Genomic DNA, 17,936 nt, shown 5'->3' with positions numbered 1-17,936 from the left:
GGTCATGCACGGTGACGACGACCAGATCGTCCCAATCGCCGACTCGGCACTGCTGAGCATCAAGCTGCTGAAGAAGGGCGAGCTCAAGGTCTACAAGGGCTTCCCGCATGGYATGGCCACGACCCATGCCGACATCATCAACGCCGACCTGCTGGCCTTCTTCAAGGCGTAGGATATTTCGACGTCACAGACAAAAGCACCCGCCATCTGGCGGGTGCTAAGGCCCTGCCGATCTCAGGCGATGCTCAAGCCGCCGTCGATCAGCATTTCCGCACCGACCATGAACGGGCATTCGTCCGAAGCCAGAAACACCACCGCATTGGCAATTTCCTCGGCGGTTCCGAAACGGCCCGCGGGGACCAGGCCGACCACCGCTTTCGCACGGGCCTTCGCCGCTGCCGGATCCAACCCAAGTTTGTCATTGAGCGGCGTGTCGATCGGGCCCGGGCTGATTACATTGGCGCGAATGCCGCGCCCTATCAGTTCGCCCGACAGCGTCCGCGCCAGCGAAATCATGCCAGCCTTGGCCAGCGAATAGACATGCGTTCCTGCCATTCCCATATGCGCGTTGACCGAGCCGCTGAGGATGATCGATGACGGGTTCGAAAACAGGGGAACGAGCGCCTTGACCAGGAAGTACGGTCCCTTGAGGTCGACATTGATGCTCCTGTCGAACGCTGCCTCGGTCCAGTCGCCAAGCGGCCGCAGATCGGCGATGCCGGCGTTGAGGAAGAGAGCGTCGAGCTTGCCGAAGGTTTCGCCGATCCGCCCGGCAATGTCGCTTTGGGCGGCGGCATCTCCGGCGTCGGAGGCGATGACAAGCACATCGCTGCCCAAGATGTTGCGCGCCTCCTCGAGACGGCCCGCATTGGTGCCGGTAATGGCGACGCGCGCGCCTTCCTCAATGAAACGTTGCGCCGTCACCAGGCCGATGCCGCTGGTGCCACCCGTAATCAGCGCGACCTTGTCTTTAAGCCTGGACATAACAGATTGCCTTTCCTGACGCGGAGCGCTGCGCACTGATCAGTCGCGCCGAGCCCGGTACTTTACTTTCAACGTGAAAGCGTCCGCTGACCCAGCCTTGCCGTCGGCGCCATTTGTTGCACGTGTTTCGAACAACAACAGGCCTATATCCCGCGAATGACGAAAGAATCATTGAGGGCGTGGCAGCTGCCACGCCCTCACGTCAAAATCCTGAAGACTGGCTGATATCAGCTGATCGCCGCCTCCGCCTTCCTGGCTTCCCGCATGTTCGGCAGGAACACCGTCAGCAGGCCGAGCAGTGGCAGATACGAGCAGATCTGGAAGACGAACTCGATGCCCTTCATGTCGGCGACAACGCCAAGCACGGCGGCCGCGATGCCGCCCATGCCGAAGGCGAAGCCGAAGAAGATGCCGGCAATCATGCCGACACGTCCCGGCACCAGCTCCTGCGCAAAGACGACGATGTTGGAGAAGGCCGACGACAGGATCAGGCCGATCAGCACCGTCAGCACCATCGTCCATTCGAGGTTGGCGTAGGGCAGGGCCAGCGTGAARGGCAGCACGCCGACGATCGAGAACCAGATCATCGCCTTCTGCCCGTAGCGGTCGCCGAACGGGCCGCCAAGCAGGATGCCGAGTGCCGAGGAGCCGAGGAACAGGAACAGCATGACCTGCGACATCTGCACGGAAACGCCGAATTTATGGATGGAATAGAAGGTGTAGTAGCTGGCGAGGCTGGCGATGTAGGCGTTCTTGCTCAACACCAGCAGGGTCAGCACGATCAATGCATTCATCACCTTGCGGCGCGGGAAAGGCGAGACGAAGGTTGCCGTCTTGCGGTTGCCCTGTGCGGCACGCAGGCGGCTGTACCAGCCGCCGACCTGCCACAGCACGATGATGCCGATCAGCGAGCCGACGGCGAACCATGAGATGCTGGTCTGGCCGAACGGCACGACGATGAAGGCAGCCAGCAGCGGTCCCATCGACTGGCCGAAATTGCCGCCGACCTGGAACAGCGACTGCGCGAGGCCGAAGCGGCCGCCGGACGCGAAGCGGGCGATGCGCGAGGATTCCGGATGGAAGATCGCCGAGCCGATGCCGATCAGCGAGGCGCCGATCAGCAGCAGAGAATAGTGCCCGGCATAGGCGAGCACGACCAGGCCGATCAACGACGACGCCATGCCATAGGGCAGCGAATAGGGCATCGGCCGCTTGTCGGTGACCATGCCAATCACTGGCTGCAGCAGCGATGCGGTCACCTGGAAGGTGAAGGTCAGGAGGCCGATCTGCCAGAAGTCGAGGCCGTAATTCTCTTTCAGCAAGGGATAGATGGCCGATAGCAGCGACTGCATGATGTCGTTGATGCAGTGGCAGAAGCTTACCGCCAGGATGACGGTGAAGGCCGTTGCCTGGGCTGAAGCGTGACTGACGGTCGCTGGTGGCGCGACGCTGGCGGCTGTTGTATCGGTCAAGGTAGGCTCCGTGGTCTTTTTGGCGGGCACGCCCGCAGGCAGTTCTGGCGGACGCTCCTGCAGACCGCCTTAGGACGGTTGCCTTATAAGCTGCTTGCGGCGCGACTTCTTTCGTGGTTTGGTCCAATAGTTTCGCAAGTGGGCCATACCCAATGCCGCACGGCAGGGAAATCTTTCACGCGGGCAATGCCAACCTCGAGCAATTGCACGAGCGCCGCTGGCTGTGGCTGGAGCAAGCAGTCGGGCCGGCGGTGGCGCTGCCGACCGAATATCCCGACGGCTACCATGTGCCGCAACATCGCCACAGCCGTAACCAGCTGCTGCACGCGCTGGTCGGCGTCGTGCTGGTGACGACGCGGCATGGGCGCTGGATGGTGCCGCCCGATCACGCGATGTGGATTCCGGCCGGCACCGAGCATTCGGTCGAGATGCTGGGCGATGTCTCGATGCGTTCGGTTTATGTCATGCCCCAGGCTATTCCGGGGCTGCCGGAAGGCTTGCGTGTGGTCGGTGTCACCGACCTGATGCACAGCCTGATCGTGGAGTCCGAGAAGCTGCCGCAGGGCGGCGTGCTGGAAGGCCGTGGCGGGCTGATCATGAATCTCCTGCTGCATGAAATCCCGACCCTGCCGGAACGGCCGCTCGGCCTGCCGTTCCCGTCCGATCCCAGGCTGGCGGCACTCTGCCGGCGCTTCGTGGCGGCCCCTTCGCCGCATGCGACGATCGACGAATGGGCTGACGCCGCCGGCATGAGCCGCCGTTCCTTCACCCGCGCCTTCCAGCGTCAGACCGGCCTGTCGCTGTCGACGTGGCGGCAGCAGGCCTGCCTGTTCGCAGCACTGCCACGGCTGGCCGATGGGGAACCAATCACCAGGGTGGCACTCGATCTCGGCTATGACAGCGTGCCGGCCTTCATCACCATGTTCAAGCGCATGCTGGGCGCGTCGCCGCGCGGCTACATGCGCGGTGCGCGTGACAGCGGCGAAGGCATACGTCGGCCAAGCGCTGCGCTTCGATTGGAAAGTCCATGATCTCGGCGTTATGCGCGGCCCTTCAGCCCGCGACCGGCTCGGGCAGGCTGGTGCGGATGATCTCTTCGCCATGCGGGGCGGAAGTCGGTGGCCGGCCACGGCTGTGTTGGCGCGGCGAACAGCCCATCACCCGCTTGAAGGCGGTGCTGAAGGCGCTTTCCGATTCGTAGCCGAGCGACAGTGCAATGACGGAAACAGGATCGCTGGAACTCGCCAGCCTGTCGCCGGCCAAGAGCATGCGCCAGCGCGTCAGGTAGTCCATGGGGGAAGCGCCGACCATCGCCTTGAATTTCAGCGCAAAGGTCGACCGCGACATGCCGGCGCGCTCGGCCAGCGCCTGCAGTGTCCAGCCATGCGCCGGGTCTTCATGCATGGCGCCGATCGCCGCGCTGATCTGTTTGTCGGCCAGCGCAAACAGCCAGCCGACGCCGCCCCTCAAGCCCTCGGCCATATGCAGGCGCAAGGCCTCGATCAGGATCATGTGGGCCAGATGCTCGACGATGAGAAAGCCACCCGGCCGCCGCTCGCGCAATTCCTGCATCATCCGCTCCACCGGCCAGCGCAGCGCCGAATGATCGGAGTCGCTGCGGATGTGGACGATCGGCGGCAGCATCCGCAACAGGATGCCGGCATGGTTCCCGGATAGGGCAAAGCGGCTGCTGACGAGAAGGAAATCGCCGCCGCCATTATGCAAGGTGATGCCACCGGTGCGGGCGGGGGAAAAGATGGTGCGGGCATCGACCGATGGCAGCTCCATGTCGCTGGCAAGGCGGAAAGGACGCCCGCGCGGCAGTAGGAAACAGTCACCCGTCTCCAGCCGCACCGCATCCGCGACGCTGTCCACGGACAGCCAGCATCGGCCCGACACCACGGCACCGCATTTGATGGCTGCCTGCTGGTCTGGGAACTGGATCGACCAGTCGCCACCGGCCTCCAGCCCGGCGGACAGGTAATTGCGCGGCTTCAGCAGCGACAGCACGTCTGAGAGCGGATCCATAAGCATTCCGGACGATTGCAAAGATAATACGGACTTTACAGCATAGATCGTATTTTCTCAATCCCGTATCTCCATCGGCAACGGGCTGTCCATACGGCCCTTGAGCAAACAAAGGAGAAATCGCGATGCGTGTATTTGTCACCGGTGCCACCGGTTTTGTCGGTTCAGCGGTTGTGCGGGAGCTCGTTGGAGCGGGCCATCAGGTGCTTGGCCTCGCCCGCTCGGATCCAGGCGCTAGGTCGGTTATCGCTGCGGGCGCCGAGGCGCATCGTGGCGATATCGAGGACCTGGAGAGCCTGCGCAGTGGAGCGGCCCTTTCGGATGGCGTCATCCACACCGCCTTCAACCATGACTTCTCGAAATTCGCGGCGAATTGCGAGGCGGACCGGCGCGCCATCGAGACGCTCGGGGCGGAACTCGAAGGCTCAGAGCGGCCCTTGCTTGTCACCTCCGGACTGGCGCTGCTGACGCCGGCCGGTCACGTGGCGAGTGAGAACGACGCGCCTGTTCCTCCATCCGCTTCCTATTCCCGTGCTTCGGAAGTGACGGCCGAAACGCTTGCGGCACGCGGAGTGCGCGCCTCGACCGTGCGTCTTTCGCCCTCGGTCCACGGCGACGGCGATCATGGCTTCGTTCCGATGCTGATCGCGATCGCGCGTCAAAAAGGCGTTTCGGCCTATCTTGGCGATGGGGCGAACCGCTGGCCTGCAGTGCACCGGCTCGATGCAGCCACCCTCTTCAGGCTGGCGCTCGAGAAGGGGGCCGGAGGAGCCAGGTACCACGGCGTTGCCGATCAGGGTGTGCCGACACGGGAGATCGCCGAGATCATCGGCCGCCGGCTGAATCTGCCGGTGGTCTCCAAAACCCACGAGGAAGCAGCCGACCATTTCGGCTTCCTCGGCCACTTCTTCGGCATGGATTGGCCTGCTTCCAGCGAACAGACCAGGCAGGCGCTGGGATGGCAGCCGACGCAGCCGGGGTTGATTACCGACCTCGAAGGCCCGAGTTATTTCGAGGTTTGAAGCTGTTTCGAGACAGGCCTAGTCGAACAGGCTCGACACCGATTCCTCGGTCGCCGTGCGCGAGATGGCTTCACCCATCAGGTCGGCGATCGAGATGACGCGGATGTTGGGAGCGTCGAGCACGCCTTGCGTCGGCTGGATGGAATCGGTGATCACCAGTTCCTGCAGCTTCGAGCCGCTGATGCGGGCGACGGCGCCGCCCGACAGGACACCGTGGGTGATGTAGGCGGTGACGCTGGTGGCGCCGTTGGCCAGCAGCGCATCGGCGGCATTGCACAGCGTGCCGCCGGAATCGACGATGTCGTCGATCAGCAGGCAATCCTTGCCGGCAACGGCGCCGATGATGTTCATCACTTCCGATTCGCCCGGACGTTCGCGGCGCTTGTCGACGATGGCCAGCTGCGCGTCGAAGCGCTTGGCCAGCGCACGGGCGCGCACCACGCCGCCGATATCGGGCGACACCACCACGACATTGCCGAGCTGCTTGTACTTCGCCTTCACGTCGCGGGCCATGACCGGCACCGAAAACAGATTGTCGGTCGGGATGTCGAAAAAGCCCTGGATCTGGCCGGCATGCAGGTCGAGCGTCAGAACACGGTCGACGCCGGCGCGGGTGATCATGTTGGCGACCAGCTTGGCCGAGATCGGCGTACGGCCGGAGGCGCGGCGATCCTGCCTGGCGTAGCCGAAATAGGGAATCACCGCCGTGATGCGCTTGGCCGATGAGCGCATGAAGGCATCGATCATGATGAGCAGTTCCATCAGGTGATCATTGGTCGGGAACGAGGTCGACTGCAGGATGAAGACATCCTCGCCGCGCACATTTTCCTGGATTTCGACGAAGATTTCCTGGTCGGCGAAGCGCCTGACACTGGCCTTGCCCAGCGGGATGTTGAGATAGCGGGCGACCGCTTCGGCCAGCACCCTGTTGGAATTGCCCGCGAAGAGTTTCATACACCGTTCCTGGTGGAGGATGGAGAGATCAGACAGACTCTCCTGCACCTTTTAACCGGGCTTTTAGCGGCCCGCGCCGGTATTGCAAGCGCCGAGATCGGGAATCCGCCGGCTAATCTCAAGAAAGCCTCGCGCCATCGCCAGCGGGCAACACCTCAGCCCGCCTTGCCGCCGAGCCAGGCCGCGAACTGGTCGATGGTCTGGTCGGCGATTGCCTGCATAGTCGCCGGTGAGACCCCTTTCCAGCTATCGCCGCCCCCGCTGTCGCCGGATTTTGTCGAAGCTGCCTTCTGCTGGCCGTTGATGCGGTGCAGCCGGTTGCCGGCCGGGTCGTAGACGTCCCAGACATAGATGACGGTGGTGTCCTTGCCTTCCGATATCGCCGAGAAATAACCCTTCAGCACATGGGTCGCGGTCTGGTCGGTGCTGCCGGCAAGCGTGATGCCACGTTGCCTGGCGCGCGTCTGCAATTCCGCCGTCAGCGGCGTGGCGGCCTCCACCGAAGCACCGACGATCGGCGCGATCTGCAGGCGGGTCTTCGACAGGATGGCAGCACTTTGGGCTGGTGTGACCGGCGTGGTGGTGGTTGCGGGATTGCCCGCAATGGCGGTGGCGGGGTCGGCGCCGGGCGTCGACGGCGTCGAGGTCGCCGGCGGGGTGATGGCTGACGGTTCGAGAACGTCCTTTGCGTTGGTGCAGGCGGCAAGAGCCAATGCCACAAGCAATGACACGGTCGTCACATGCGATCGTCTCATTTGCCTTCTAACTCCTTGGCGAAGCACGCCTCCCATTGTGGATTCACTGTACGATCAAGTCGAGATCATGGCGGGACAGCGGCTTCGGCTGGGATTCGGTGGTCAGGTAGGTGCGGCCAAGCGTCATCGCCGTCTCGGTGTCGGAATCCATGATGATCATGTGGGCGAACAGCGTCATGTTCGGCGCGATCGGCTCGGGGTTGCCCTGGTAGAACATCGGCATGTCCATCCAGGACGGTGTGAAGCGGGCGCCGACCGAATAGCCGCAGGCGTTCAGCCGGTGCTTGGTCAGGCCGTGCGCCTCCATGGTGCGGGCGTGGGCGTCGAACACGTCGCCGAAGCTGTTGCCAGGCGTCATCGCCTTCTCGACGGCCAGAAGTGCTGCGCGGGCGGCGTCGAACAGCTCCTGATGGCGCTTCGAGACCTTGCCGGTGAGCACCGTGCGCATCATCGGCGCATGGTAGTGGTTGAAGACGCCGGCCCATTCGAGCGTCAGCTGGTCGTTCTTGGTGAGCTTGCGGCGGCCGGACTTGTAGCGGCACAGCAGCGCATCGACGCCGGAGCCGATGATGAACTCGTTGGCCGGATAGTCGCCGCCACCGGCAAAGATCGCCCCCTGCATGGCTGCCAGGATCAGCGCTTCGTCGCCGCCCTGCTTGATCAGCGGCAAGGCTGCGTCGAGCGCGTCGTCGGAAAGGTTGGCGGCCTTCTCGGCCTTGGCGATTTCGGCCGGGCTCTTGAACAGGCGCAGCCGGCCGACGATGCCGGACGCGTCGGCGATCTGGCCAAAGGTCTGTAGCTGTTCGTCCAGTCGCCGGCCATTGTAGGCGGTCAGCCCGTGGGTGTCGTATTCGACGCCGATGCGGGCGCCGAGCAGGTCGAGCTCGTTGAGCAGATTGCGCAGGTCGACCGCCGGATTGGCGCCGTTGCGATCGGTCCACAAGACGATGTTGTCGATGATCGAGGTCTGGCGCGCCTGGCGCAGGTCGGCCGACCGGGTCAACAGCACCATCGAACCATCGGCCTTGACCACCAGGCACTGGAAGAAGCAGAAGCCGAACGTGTCGTAGCCGGTCAGCCAGTACATGCTTTCCTGCGCGAACAGCAGGATAGCGTCGAGCTTCTTCTCGGCCATCTCGATCATCAGCCGGTCGCGCCGCGCATCAAATTCCGAACGTTCAAAATGCAGCGCCATTATTGCTTCTCCAAAACGATTGCCGAAACCTGCCGGCCGTAATCGGGCTCCTTGCGGTGCGTGGTGCGCCGGTAGGAGTAAAACAGATCTTCCTCGGCATAAGTGCAGCGGCCGAGGCCCTCGGCCGTCACGCCGGCCTTAGCCAGCCGGTCGACCGTGTAGCGATTGAGGTCGAACATCGCATGGCCGGCGTTGGCGGAGGGCACGAAATAGCGGATGGTCTCAGCGTCGGCCTCGACGAAACGGGCGACGAATTCCGGCCCGACCTCATAGTTTTCAGGGCCGATCGAAGGGCCGAGCACGGCAACGATGTTTTCGCGGCTGGCGCCGAGGCTTTCCATGGCGAGGATGGTGTTTTCCAGCACGCCGGTGAAGGCGCCTTTCCAGCCGGCATGCGCGGCGCCGATGATGCGCGCCCGCGCATCGGCGAACAGCACCGGGCCGCAATCGGCGGTCGAGGCACCGATGGCAATGCCCGGCCGGTCGGTGACGATGGCGTCGGCCTTGGGCCGCTCGCCGGCAAAGGGCTCGCGCACGATGATGACATCGGGCGAATGGACCTGCCAGGCAGTCAGCAGATGGCTCGCCGGCACGCCCATCCAGGCGGCGACACGGCTGCGGTTCTCGGCGACCAGCGCCTGGTCGTCATTCGATCCGGTGCCGATGTTGAGGCCCTGGTAGATGCCGCTGGAAACACCGCCGACGCGGGTGAAATAGCCGTGGCGGATGCCATGCGCCTGCGCCTTGTCCAGCAGGGCCGACCGAACGGGATCCGGTTTGGTCTGATTCAGCATGCGGGCGTTGTTGTCCGTGTGGGCGGTTTCGTCAAGGAGAAGTGCTTTTCGACAAGAAGGCGGGGCAGAGTTCGGCTGGCGGTTCGAACGCTGTTTGCCGGACGGGAGATTGGGAGAGGCGGCAGTGAAAAGTCAATCCGCCGTGGCAAAGGGCCGGACGGCCATGTCGCGCGGCAGCACGGCAAGCACCTTGAACAGCTCGCCCATGGCTTGCGCGCCGGCGAGGCGTTCGACGTCGTCGGCGATCTTGTCGCGCGCCGTCTGGTCGGCATCGGCGCCGAGCCGGCCGGCACGCTCGAGAATGCCCATGCCGAGCAGGAAGCCGCCTTGCGTCGACAGATGGGCGTCGAGCCCATGCGCGCGGACGGTTGCGGCAAGAGCGGCGAAATCGACATGGGTCGTCAGGTCGGCCTCGCCGGGATTGGCCAGCACATCTTCGTGATCGTGCCTGCGCAGAGCCTGCAGCGTGTCGCCGACACCTGGCCGGAGGTGGCCATAGTCCACGAACAGGCCGGCTCCGCCATGCGTAATTATGCGTTCGGCAATGGTCGCCATCAGGGCCGCGCGTGCCGGCGCGACCTCGACGATCGCGCCTTGCGGCGCGTCGGTGGCGTCGTCAGGCAGCAGCGTCGGGTCGACCGAGCCGGCGCCGGCGAAGAAGCGCAGCTCACTGGTCTCGTCCAGACCGACCACGCGTTCGCGCCAGCCGGCGCCGGCGCGGACGAACTGGCGGATGGGCACGGCATCGAACAATTCGTTGCCGACGATGAACAGCGGCTGTTGCGGCAGCGTGTCGATGGTTTCGTGCCAATCGATCGCGGACGGCGTCGTGCCAAGCGTCTGTTTCTGGACCTCTGTCAGGCGTGGGCTGGTTTCGATCATCGCAAAGCCGGCTCCTTTGGCCAGATCAGGATCAAGTCGCGACAGCGTGCGCAGCATGTCCTTCATCAGCGTGCCGCGGCCAGGACCGATCTCGGCGATGGTGACCGGCAGCGGCCGGCCGCTGGCAAGCCAGGCCTGGTAGAGCCAGATGGCAACGAGTTCGCCGAACATCTGGCTGATCTCCGGCGCGGTGACGAAGTCGCCGGCCGCGCCAAAGGGTTCGCGCGTCGTGTAGTAGCCGTCCACGGGGTCGAACAGGCACATCGCCATGTATTCGTTGACGGGAAGCGGCCCCGACGCCTCGATAAGGCCGACGATGCGGGTCTTCAGCCGTGTCATGCCGGCTGCGGTTGTGGCACCGACTTGGCGGTAACCATCGCCCAGATGCCGACCAGCACCATCGGCGACGACAGGATCATGCCCATGGTCAGCCAGTTGGTGCCAAGGAGATAGCCGAGCTGCTGGTCGGGCTCGCGGAAGAATTCGACGAAGATGCGCGACAGGCCGTAGCCGCAGATGAAGGCGCCGCCGACGAAGCGCGGCGTCTTCAGCTTGAGGCGCGAATGGGTGAGGATGCGCAGGACGAGGAACAGCACCAGACCTTCGAGAAGGGCTTCGTAGAGCTGACTCGGATGGCGTGGATCCAAGCCAGCTGGACAAACTGCCAGCGCCTGCTGAATTCGGTCGTTGCAAAAGACAACGCCCCATGGAACGTCGGTCGCCCGTCCCCAGAGCTCCGCATTGATGAAATTGGCGACGCGCACCAGGCCAAGGCCGACCGGCACGCCGGCCGCCACCACGTCGAACAGCGACCAGGTGCGGATGCCGCGCTTGATGGAAAACAGCGTCATGGCGAGGATGACGCCGAGCAGGCCGCCATGGAACGACATGCCGCCCTGCCAGACCGCGAAGATGTCGAGCGGGTGGGCGATGTAGCGCGGCAGGTCGTAGAACAGCACGTAGCCGGTGCGGCCGCCCAGCACGACGCCGATGGCCGCCCAGACGATGAAGTCGTCGAGGTCCTCCGGCTTCATCGGCAGGACGCCGTTCGGCCACAGCCTCGCATTGGCGGCGAGCCGCTTGGCGTACCACCAGGCGAACAGGATGCCGACGATGTAGCCGACGCCGTACCAATGTACCGCCAGCGGCCCGATCTGGATGAGGATCGGGTTGATGTTGGGGAAGGGCAGGGAGGCCAGCGGCAGCAGGAAATTGTCGTTCAACAGGGAACTCTCGGTTGCGATCGTATTTGGGCGCGGACCATGCGGCAGGGTTTTGGCAGGGTCAAGGCAAGGCGGACGTCGTCAATTATCTGGGAACAGGATCGCCCCAAGGTCCATCGCGCCGTGCAGGATATGCAGTATCTCTACTGTGTCTGAGCCGACGCGATAGAAAATCAGATAGTTGCCATGGACGCGCCGACGAATGCCTGTGGATCGATGGGGCTCAAGAAGTGGATATCGCTCCGGCATTGCGCGCAATTCCATGCAATCGCGGCGCAATTCTTGAATGAATGTTATGGCACGAAACGGGTTGTCGAGTGCGATGTGGTCGCCAATGGCTTCAAGGTCTGCCTCAGCCTGGCTGGTGAAGACCAGCCGTTTCACTTGCTCTTCTCTACCATTGCCCTGTATTTGGCCTCCAGTCGATCAAGCACTTCGTCGGCCGGCTTTATCCGTCCGGCATCGGCATCCGAAATGCCTTTGGCGAGGGCTGCGTCGAGGGCGGCAAGGCGCTTCTCCCGCTCTTCGACGAGGCGAACACCCTCACGCAGCACTTCACTCTTCGAATTGTAGCGACCGGTGCTGACAAGCTGGTTCACGATCTCTTCGAGACGGTTGCCCAAGTCTGCGCTAATGGCCATGACGGTACTCCTGCAAAACCATTGGAATAATAATAGTTATTGATCGGGCTTGCCAGTAATTTTGGATAAGGTGTGTCCGACTTGATGCCTCACCAGGCCTCAACGTTCTTGCATTCCGCGCGCAGCACCACTACGTCAATTCGAGCAAGCGAGGATTTGCCATGTCGACCGGACCGAACCGCATTCTCGATGAATTCGCCAAGCTGATGACCGATGCCGCAGGGGCCGCCCAAGGCGTGCGCCGCGAGGTCGAGACCGCCTTCAAGGGCCAGGCCGAACGCATCCTCAACACCATGGATGTGGTGCAGCGCGAAGAGTTCGAGGCGGCGCGCGAGATGGCCGCCAAGGCCCGGGAAGAAAACACCCGCCTTGCAGAGCGTATCGAGGCGCTCGAGGCCAAGCTTGCCGAATTGAGCGGACAGGCCGCACCGGCGGCGGCGGCAAAGCCCCGCGCAAAAAAATAATCATTAAACTTTTCCACATAGCCCGATCCTGAAAAGCGCTTTGCCGTGAATCGCTTAACGGCGTTGCATGAATCTTTGTGACAGCGGCTTTCCACATGCGAATGACGCAGTGCGAAAAATTGGGCTGTTCACGCGACTCCCGATCAATAGACTGAATTTGTTGCATGATTCGGAGCAGGGTCATGTGGCCGGGCGGTGGGGTCCGGTCTGGGGGTCTTTGCGTCGAGAAGTCCTGGCCGTCCGAGTTCTAGACAAGATTGTTCGTTGTGTGTGCCCTCCCGCGGAGCGTGTGGCGGCGCTCCTCAGAACGACAGGAAGCATTCCATGGAACTTCTCGAACTCGAATTCTCCCGCGAAATCCATCCGGTGGATGTTATCGAGCAGGTGGCCCACAACAACGACTGGTCCTTTGAGCGGGCCGGTGATGACGAGATTTCGATCTCGGTTGCCGGCAGCTGGACCGACTATCACGTCTCCTTCTCGTGGATGGAGGATTTCGRGGCGCYGCACCTGGCCTGCGCCTTCGACATCAAGGTGCCGGAGGCCCGCGCACTGGAAGTGATGCGGCTGCTGTCGCTCATCAACGAACAGATGCTGTTCGGCCATTTCGACCTCTGGGAGCAGGAAGGCGCGATCATGTTCCGCCAGTCGCTGCTCCTGGCCGGCGGTGTCGAGCCGTCGAGCCAGCAGGTCGAGGTGCTGCTGTCGTCGGCGCTGGAAGCCTGCGAATGCTATTTCCAGGCGTTCCAGTTCGTCGTCTGGTCGGAAACCTCGGCTAAGGACGCGCTGGCTGGCGTGCTGTTCGAGACCTACGGCAACGCCTAGAGCCCGTTCCACCCCGATGGAATCGGGATGGGGCTCTATCTCATTGTTTGAGCATCATCTCTGGACAAACGGCTTCCGTTTGTCCGAGAAAACTGGGGTCCACTTTTCGGGATCATGCTCTAGAGCGACGGCAAGGCAGACAAGACAGAGATGAGTTCGAGCAGCGAGCGCAAGCCCGACATCAGTTTTGCCGACTTCGATCGTGTCGACATTCGCGCCGGCACGATCGTCGAGGCCGAGCCGTTTCCCGAAGCGCGCAAGCCGGCATTCAAGCTTAAGATCGATTTCGGCGCCGACATCGGCATCAAGAAATCCTCGGCCCAGATCACCAAATACTATACGCCCGAGACGCTGATCGGCCGGCAGGTGTTCGCGGTGGTCAATTTCCCGCCACGCCAGATAGGCCCGTTCATGTCGGAAGTGCTGACGCTCGGCTTTCCCGACGAAGAGGGTGCCGTGGTGCTCGGCGCCATCGAGCGCCGGGTGCCGGATGGCGGGCGGCTTTTTTAGGGCGTGCTGATATTCAGGTGAGGCCGGCTTGCGAACGGCGGTCTCCAGCGCTTCCGGTGCTCACGCACCAAACGGCTCTCGGAGCCCGCCATTCTCAGCTCGGCCTGATCTGAATCTCGACACATCCTGAGGCCGCGATACTTCTCAGGCAGCCAGTTTCCGCGGCATGCCCAGCGCTTCCTCGACCGTGTCGAGAAACAGTTCGGCGCAGGCTTTCCAGCTGTAGCGCATGGCGCGTTCGCGCGCCTCGGCGCGGTCGACGTTGAGGGCGGCGAGTGCTGCCTCGCGCAGGTCGGTCGACACCGCGCCGCCAAAGCCGTCGCCGACGATGTCGATCGGACCGGTCACCGGATAGGCGGCGACCGGCGTGCCGCTGGCCAGCGCCTCGATGATGACATTGCCGAACGTGTCGGTGCGGCTGGGGAAGACGAAGACGTCGGCCGAGGCGTAGATCTCGGCCAGTTCGTCATTGGGACGATGGCCAAGGAAATGCGCTTGCGGATATTTTGCCTTCAGCTTGGCCAGTTCCGGACCCTCGCCGACGATCACCTTGCTGCCGGGCAGATCGAGGTCGAGAAAGGCCGAGAGGTTCTTTTCGATGGCGACACGGCCGACGCAAAGGAAGATCGGGCCGGGAAAGCCGAGATCCTTCTTCTTGTCCGGTCGGAAATGGCCGGTGTCGACGCCACGTGTCCAGGGGCGAAGCTTGTTGAAGCCACGCGAGGCAAGATCGTCGGCGAGCGACTGCGTGGCGACCAGCGTGCCCTGGCCGGAATTGTGGAAATCGCGCAGCCAGCGATAGGCCCAGCTTTCTGGCACCGGCAGGCGGGCGCTGAGATATTCCGGAAAACGGGTGTGATAGCTGGTGGTGAACGGCCGGCCGGCATTGCGGCAATAGCGTCGCGCCATGATGCCCAGTGGTCCCTCGGTGACGAGGTGGATATGGTCTGCCTTGCCGGCTTCGATCAGGCGCGCGACATGGCCGGGCGTGGTCAGCGCCAGCCGGATGTCGGGGTAGGTCGGCAAGGGCAACGTGCGAAAGATGTTGGGTGTCAGGAAATCCACCGCGACATCGAAGGATTTCAGCGTCTCGGTCAGCCGTTCCAACGTGTGGACGACGCCATTGACCTGTGGGCGCCAGGCGTCGGTGACCATCAATATGCGCATGGCGGCCCTTTGCTCGAAAGGTCGACGGTTGCCTTGAGACGATGCCGGAACGGCGACCAGCCTGCGGCTCTCGCTTCGCTCCAGCGCACCCGGGCGGGCACGGGATCGAAGTGAGGCGGCAAGGCCGAATCAAGTGAAGTCGCGCGCTTCATGCGCGCTCTTCACCATGGTTTCATGACGGGCGGATGAAGCAGTCGTCTAGCTAAGCATGATATCTCGATAAACAGTTTCCGTTTGTCCGAGAAAGCCGGTTTCCATTTTTCGAGATCATGCCCCGATCAGGCCGGAACCTTGATGACGGCGCGCAGGCCGCCGAGCGGGCTGTCGTCGAGGGTGATGTCGCCGCCATGGCTGCGGGCGATATCGCGGGCAATCGACAGGCCGAGCCCCGTGCCGCTGGCATCGAGGTTGCGAGCTTCGTCGAGCCGCACGAAGGGCTTGAAGACGTCTTCGCGCCTGTCGAGCGGGATACCAGGGCCATCGTCGTCGATGGTGACCAGCAGCGAGCCGCGGCCATGGTTGGCGTTGACCTCCACCGTCCTGGCATAGCGGAAGGCGTTGCCGATGACGTTGGACAGCAGCCGGGCAAAGGCGTTCGGCCGCACATGCACATCACGGTCGCCAACTAGCGTCGTCGACAGCTTGCGCTTGCGCAATCCGGCTTCCTCGTCGAGCTTCTGGAAATAGGCCTCGAGATCGAACCGCCCGGCATCCTCGGAAGCTTCGCCACGGGCAAAGGCGAGGTAGCCTTCGAGCATCGACTGCATATCGTCGATGTCCTGGTCGAGCGCCGCCTTGGTCTCGGCCTTGCCGCCGGCCAACGCCAGTTGCAGCTTGAAGCGGGTGAGAATGGTTCGCAGGTCATGGCTGACGCCGGTCAGCATGGCGGTGCGTTGCTCGATCTGGCGTTCGATGCGCTCGCGCATCTGAATGAAGGCAAAGCCGGCGCGGCGAACCTCCTCGGCGCCGCGCGGCCGGAAATCGCGCGGCATCGGCCGGCCCTTGCCGAAGCTTTCGGCCGCCTCGGCGAGCGTCAGGATGGGCCGGATCTGGTTGCGCAGGAAGGGGATGGCGATCATCAACAGCACCAGCGAGGTGCCGACCATCCAGATCAGGAAGATGTGAGTGTTCGAGGCATAGGCCTGACTGCGGCGCACGAAGACGCGCAGCACCTTGCCCTCAAGCTGGACGCGCACCTCGACGATGTTGGAATTGCCGACCGTGTCGATCCAGAACGGGCGGTTGATCTGGCGGGTGATTTCGGCCGAGAGAACATCGTCGAGGATCGAGAAGAAGGGTTTGGGCCCGGGCGCGGGCAGCGGGTCGGGCGGCAAGAGGTCGACCTTCAACTGCATGCGGTCCTGGGCGATCCGGATGATGTTGGCGTAGTCGGCGTCGTGCGGATAGGTTTCGATCATGTCGATGATGGCGGCGATGTCGCGTACGGTGGCCTGCGATAGACGCTGCGTCACGGTTGCCCAATGGCGTTCCATGAAGACGAAGGCGACCACCGATTGCAGCAGGATCATCGGCGCGATGACGATGATCAGCGAGCGGGCATAGAGCCGCTTCGGCATATACAGCGAAACGAGGCGCCAGAACCGGTTCCAGGCACGCGGCACCGCCTTGAGCGTGCGCGCGGCGCGTGCGCTCAAGCCGTTATTGCCCGGCTGTTGCAGTTCCGTGGTTGCCATTCGCTCTTTTCGCTTGCCCGCAACCGTTCGACCGGCCGCAGGCGGCATTCTATTCCACGCTGAGCCGATACCCAATACCGCGCACGGTCTGCAGCCACACCGGATTGGACGGATCGCGCTCGATCTTGCGGCGCAGCCGGTTGATCTGGACGTCGATGGTGCGCTCGCCGACTTCCGAATCGTCGCCGACAAGCTCGTGGCGGGGGATCGTCTCGCCTGCTCGCGCGGCGAAGATCGCCAGGATCTCCTGCTCGCGGTCGGTCAGCTTCAGCGCCTCGCCGCCGCGCTTCAATTCGCGCCTGGCTATCTGGAACGTGTAAGGGCCGAAGACCAGTTGCTCGACCTTCGGCGTTGTCGCCGGACCGCCGCGGCGCAGGATGTTGTTGATGCGCAGGATCAGCTCGCGCGGATCGAAAGGTTTCGGCAGATAGTCGTCGGCGCCGGCTTCGAGGCCGGTGATGCGGCTGTCGGTTTCCGACAGCGCTGTCAGCATCAGGATCGGCACGTTCTTTTCGGCGCGCAGCGACTTGGTCAGGTCGACGCCCGTTTCACCGGGCATCATCACGTCGAGGATCAGAAGATCGAAGTCGAGGCCGGCAAGCTTGCGCCTGGCTTCGCCGGCATTGCCGGCGACGGTGACGCGAAAGCCGTTTTCGGTCAGATACTGCTTGAGAAGATTGCGGATGCGGGTGTCGTCGTCGACGACGAGCAAATGCGGCGCGTCGTCGTCCGGTGCGGCCGCCTGATCGACCCTTTCAGTGCTCTCCATGGCTTTTCCCTGACATTTTTGCGGACCCAACGTCGATCTGCGCTCTCAGTTCCGGATTGACCATCGCTTCGAGGAACCGTTCAACCAGGGTCCGTTCGGTTATCCCGGAATCTCCCAATGCAGCATGGATGCGGCGCGACTGTGGCCGCGCCAGCGCCAGCGCCAGCGCGCGGCCCTTGGCGGTCGGATAAAGCTCGCGCTGCCGGCGGTCGCGCGGACCTTGCAACTGCACGACATGGTCGGTGTCGATCAACTGCTTGAGCACTCGCGCCAAGCTCTGCTTGGTGATCTTCAGCACGTCGAGCAGTTCGGCAACCGTCAGGCCCGGCCTGCGGTTGACGAAATGCAGCACCCGGTGGTGGGCGCGGCCGAAGCCGTAATCGGCCAGGATCTGATCCGGATCGGAGGTGAAGTCCCGATAGGCGAAGAAGAGCAGTTCGATGATGGCGAAATCGATGCCGTCCTCGTCGGTGATTGCCGTCCTGATCGGTTTCCCGGCTGCGTGGCTTCGATCCGTCATCATTTCTCCGCTTGAAAGAGAGATTATGTCAGTACTA

At 63.2% G+C, this 17,936-nt stretch carries 21 protein-coding genes; 6 read left to right on the top strand and 15 right to left on the bottom strand.

What is annotated here, in order from left to right; translation table 11 throughout:
- Positions 1-172: alpha/beta fold hydrolase (locus ACXJ7R_RS09115; RefSeq protein ID WP_457151551.1), on the top strand; the 172-nt coding region annotated here is incomplete at its 5' end.
- Positions 173-234: 62 nt separating this feature from the next.
- Here ACXJ7R_RS09115 and ACXJ7R_RS09110 read toward each other — a convergent pair.
- Both ACXJ7R_RS09110 and ACXJ7R_RS09105 read right to left on the bottom strand, forming a co-directional pair.
- Positions 235-984, bottom strand: a complete 750-nt coding sequence (locus ACXJ7R_RS09110) for an SDR family oxidoreductase (protein ID WP_457151550.1) — start codon at positions 982-984, stop codon at positions 235-237.
- Between the two features lie 227 nt (positions 985-1,211).
- Entirely contained in the window at positions 1,212-2,456 is a 1,245-nt protein-coding gene (locus tag ACXJ7R_RS09105; RefSeq protein ID WP_457151549.1) for an MFS transporter, read from the bottom strand.
- Between the two features lie 152 nt (positions 2,457-2,608).
- Between ACXJ7R_RS09105 and ACXJ7R_RS09100 the strand changes: the two genes are divergently transcribed.
- Complete coding sequence (locus ACXJ7R_RS09100; protein ID WP_457151548.1) at positions 2,609-3,487, top strand: AraC family transcriptional regulator; 879 nt, start codon at positions 2,609-2,611, stop codon at positions 3,485-3,487.
- A 22-nt stretch (positions 3,488-3,509) separates the two neighbouring features.
- On the opposite strand, the gene ACXJ7R_RS09095 is transcribed toward ACXJ7R_RS09100, so the two are convergent.
- Entirely contained in the window at positions 3,510-4,484 is a 975-nt protein-coding gene (locus tag ACXJ7R_RS09095; RefSeq protein WP_457151547.1) for an AraC family transcriptional regulator, read from the bottom strand.
- Positions 4,485-4,609: 125 nt separating this feature from the next.
- On the opposite strand from ACXJ7R_RS09095, the gene ACXJ7R_RS09090 reads away from it, so the two are divergent.
- On the top strand, positions 4,610-5,506 hold the full coding sequence (locus ACXJ7R_RS09090) for an SDR family oxidoreductase (RefSeq protein ID WP_457151546.1): 897 nt from the start codon (positions 4,610-4,612) through the stop codon (positions 5,504-5,506).
- 18 nt (positions 5,507-5,524) lie between these two features.
- Here the strand turns inward: ACXJ7R_RS09090 and ACXJ7R_RS09085 are convergent, their stop codons facing one another.
- The 8 genes from ACXJ7R_RS09085 to ACXJ7R_RS09050 all read right to left on the bottom strand — a co-directional run bounded on the left by ACXJ7R_RS09085 (position 5,525) and on the right by ACXJ7R_RS09050 (position 11,950).
- Positions 5,525-6,460: a ribose-phosphate pyrophosphokinase gene (locus tag ACXJ7R_RS09085; RefSeq protein ID WP_019860650.1), complete on the bottom strand. Its 936-nt coding sequence runs from the start codon at positions 6,458-6,460 to the stop codon at positions 5,525-5,527.
- Positions 6,461-6,615: 155 nt separating this feature from the next.
- Positions 6,616-7,215, bottom strand: a complete 600-nt coding sequence (locus tag ACXJ7R_RS09080; RefSeq protein ID WP_457151545.1) for a hypothetical protein — start codon at positions 7,213-7,215, stop codon at positions 6,616-6,618.
- Between the two features lie 43 nt (positions 7,216-7,258).
- Positions 7,259-8,410, bottom strand: a complete 1,152-nt coding sequence (locus tag ACXJ7R_RS09075; RefSeq protein WP_378982130.1) for a M24 family metallopeptidase — start codon at positions 8,408-8,410, stop codon at positions 7,259-7,261.
- Complete coding sequence (gene pgeF, locus ACXJ7R_RS09070; RefSeq protein WP_457151544.1) at positions 8,410-9,204, bottom strand: peptidoglycan editing factor PgeF; 795 nt, start codon at positions 9,202-9,204, stop codon at positions 8,410-8,412. Before pgeF ends, ACXJ7R_RS09075 begins: the two co-directional genes overlap by 1 nt.
- A gap of 132 nt (positions 9,205-9,336) precedes the next feature.
- Entirely contained in the window at positions 9,337-10,425 is a 1,089-nt protein-coding gene (locus ACXJ7R_RS09065) for a class I SAM-dependent methyltransferase (protein ID WP_457151543.1), read from the bottom strand.
- Positions 10,422-11,309, bottom strand: coding sequence for a prolipoprotein diacylglyceryl transferase (gene lgt / locus ACXJ7R_RS09060; RefSeq protein ID WP_457151542.1), 888 nt, complete (start codon positions 11,307-11,309; stop codon positions 10,422-10,424). Before lgt ends, ACXJ7R_RS09065 begins: the two co-directional genes overlap by 4 nt.
- An 81-nt stretch (positions 11,310-11,390) precedes the next feature.
- A complete protein-coding gene (locus tag ACXJ7R_RS09055) occupies positions 11,391-11,693 on the bottom strand; it encodes a type II toxin-antitoxin system RelE/ParE family toxin (RefSeq protein WP_457151541.1) in 303 nt (100 codons plus the stop codon).
- Positions 11,690-11,950 (bottom strand): type II toxin-antitoxin system ParD family antitoxin, encoded by a 261-nt coding sequence (locus ACXJ7R_RS09050; RefSeq protein WP_457151540.1) that lies wholly within the window; start codon positions 11,948-11,950, stop codon positions 11,690-11,692. Before ACXJ7R_RS09050 ends, ACXJ7R_RS09055 begins: the two co-directional genes overlap by 4 nt.
- Before the next feature lie 161 nt (positions 11,951-12,111).
- Here ACXJ7R_RS09050 and ACXJ7R_RS09045 point away from each other — a divergent pair, with 161 nt between their 5' ends.
- From ACXJ7R_RS09045 to ACXJ7R_RS09035, 3 genes are all read left to right on the top strand, one after another.
- Complete coding sequence (locus ACXJ7R_RS09045; RefSeq protein ID WP_184874869.1) at positions 12,112-12,414, top strand: accessory factor UbiK family protein; 303 nt, start codon at positions 12,112-12,114, stop codon at positions 12,412-12,414.
- Positions 12,415-12,738: 324 nt separating this feature from the next.
- Entirely contained in the window at positions 12,739-13,239 is a 501-nt protein-coding gene (locus ACXJ7R_RS09040; RefSeq protein WP_457151539.1) for a YbjN domain-containing protein, read from the top strand.
- A gap of 150 nt (positions 13,240-13,389) precedes the next feature.
- The gene (locus ACXJ7R_RS09035) at positions 13,390-13,749 is read left to right on the top strand and encodes a tRNA-binding protein (protein WP_457151538.1); all 360 of its coding nucleotides are present in this window, start codon (positions 13,390-13,392) and stop codon (positions 13,747-13,749) included.
- Positions 13,750-13,893: 144 nt separating this feature from the next.
- On the opposite strand, the gene ACXJ7R_RS09030 is transcribed toward ACXJ7R_RS09035, so the two are convergent.
- From ACXJ7R_RS09030 to ACXJ7R_RS09015, 4 genes are all read right to left on the bottom strand, one after another.
- Positions 13,894-14,916, bottom strand: a complete 1,023-nt coding sequence (locus ACXJ7R_RS09030) for a glycosyltransferase family 4 protein (RefSeq protein WP_457151537.1) — start codon at positions 14,914-14,916, stop codon at positions 13,894-13,896.
- A 278-nt stretch (positions 14,917-15,194) separates the two neighbouring features.
- Positions 15,195-16,610, bottom strand: a complete 1,416-nt coding sequence (locus ACXJ7R_RS09025) for an ATP-binding protein (RefSeq protein ID WP_095090872.1) — start codon at positions 16,608-16,610, stop codon at positions 15,195-15,197.
- A gap of 49 nt (positions 16,611-16,659) precedes the next feature.
- Positions 16,660-17,379, bottom strand: coding sequence for a response regulator (locus tag ACXJ7R_RS09020; protein WP_457151536.1), 720 nt, complete (start codon positions 17,377-17,379; stop codon positions 16,660-16,662).
- Positions 17,366-17,899 carry a MarR family winged helix-turn-helix transcriptional regulator gene (locus ACXJ7R_RS09015; protein WP_167392346.1) on the bottom strand — a complete coding sequence of 178 codons (534 nt, stop codon included), beginning with the start codon at positions 17,897-17,899 and terminating at the stop codon, positions 17,366-17,368. The genes ACXJ7R_RS09020 and ACXJ7R_RS09015 overlap by 14 nt, the downstream gene beginning before the upstream one ends.
- Positions 17,900-17,936 lie beyond the last annotated feature (37 nt).

Source organism: Mesorhizobium sp. P5_C1, assembly GCF_054049815.1.
This window is presented reverse-complemented; position numbering and strand designations above follow the sequence as displayed.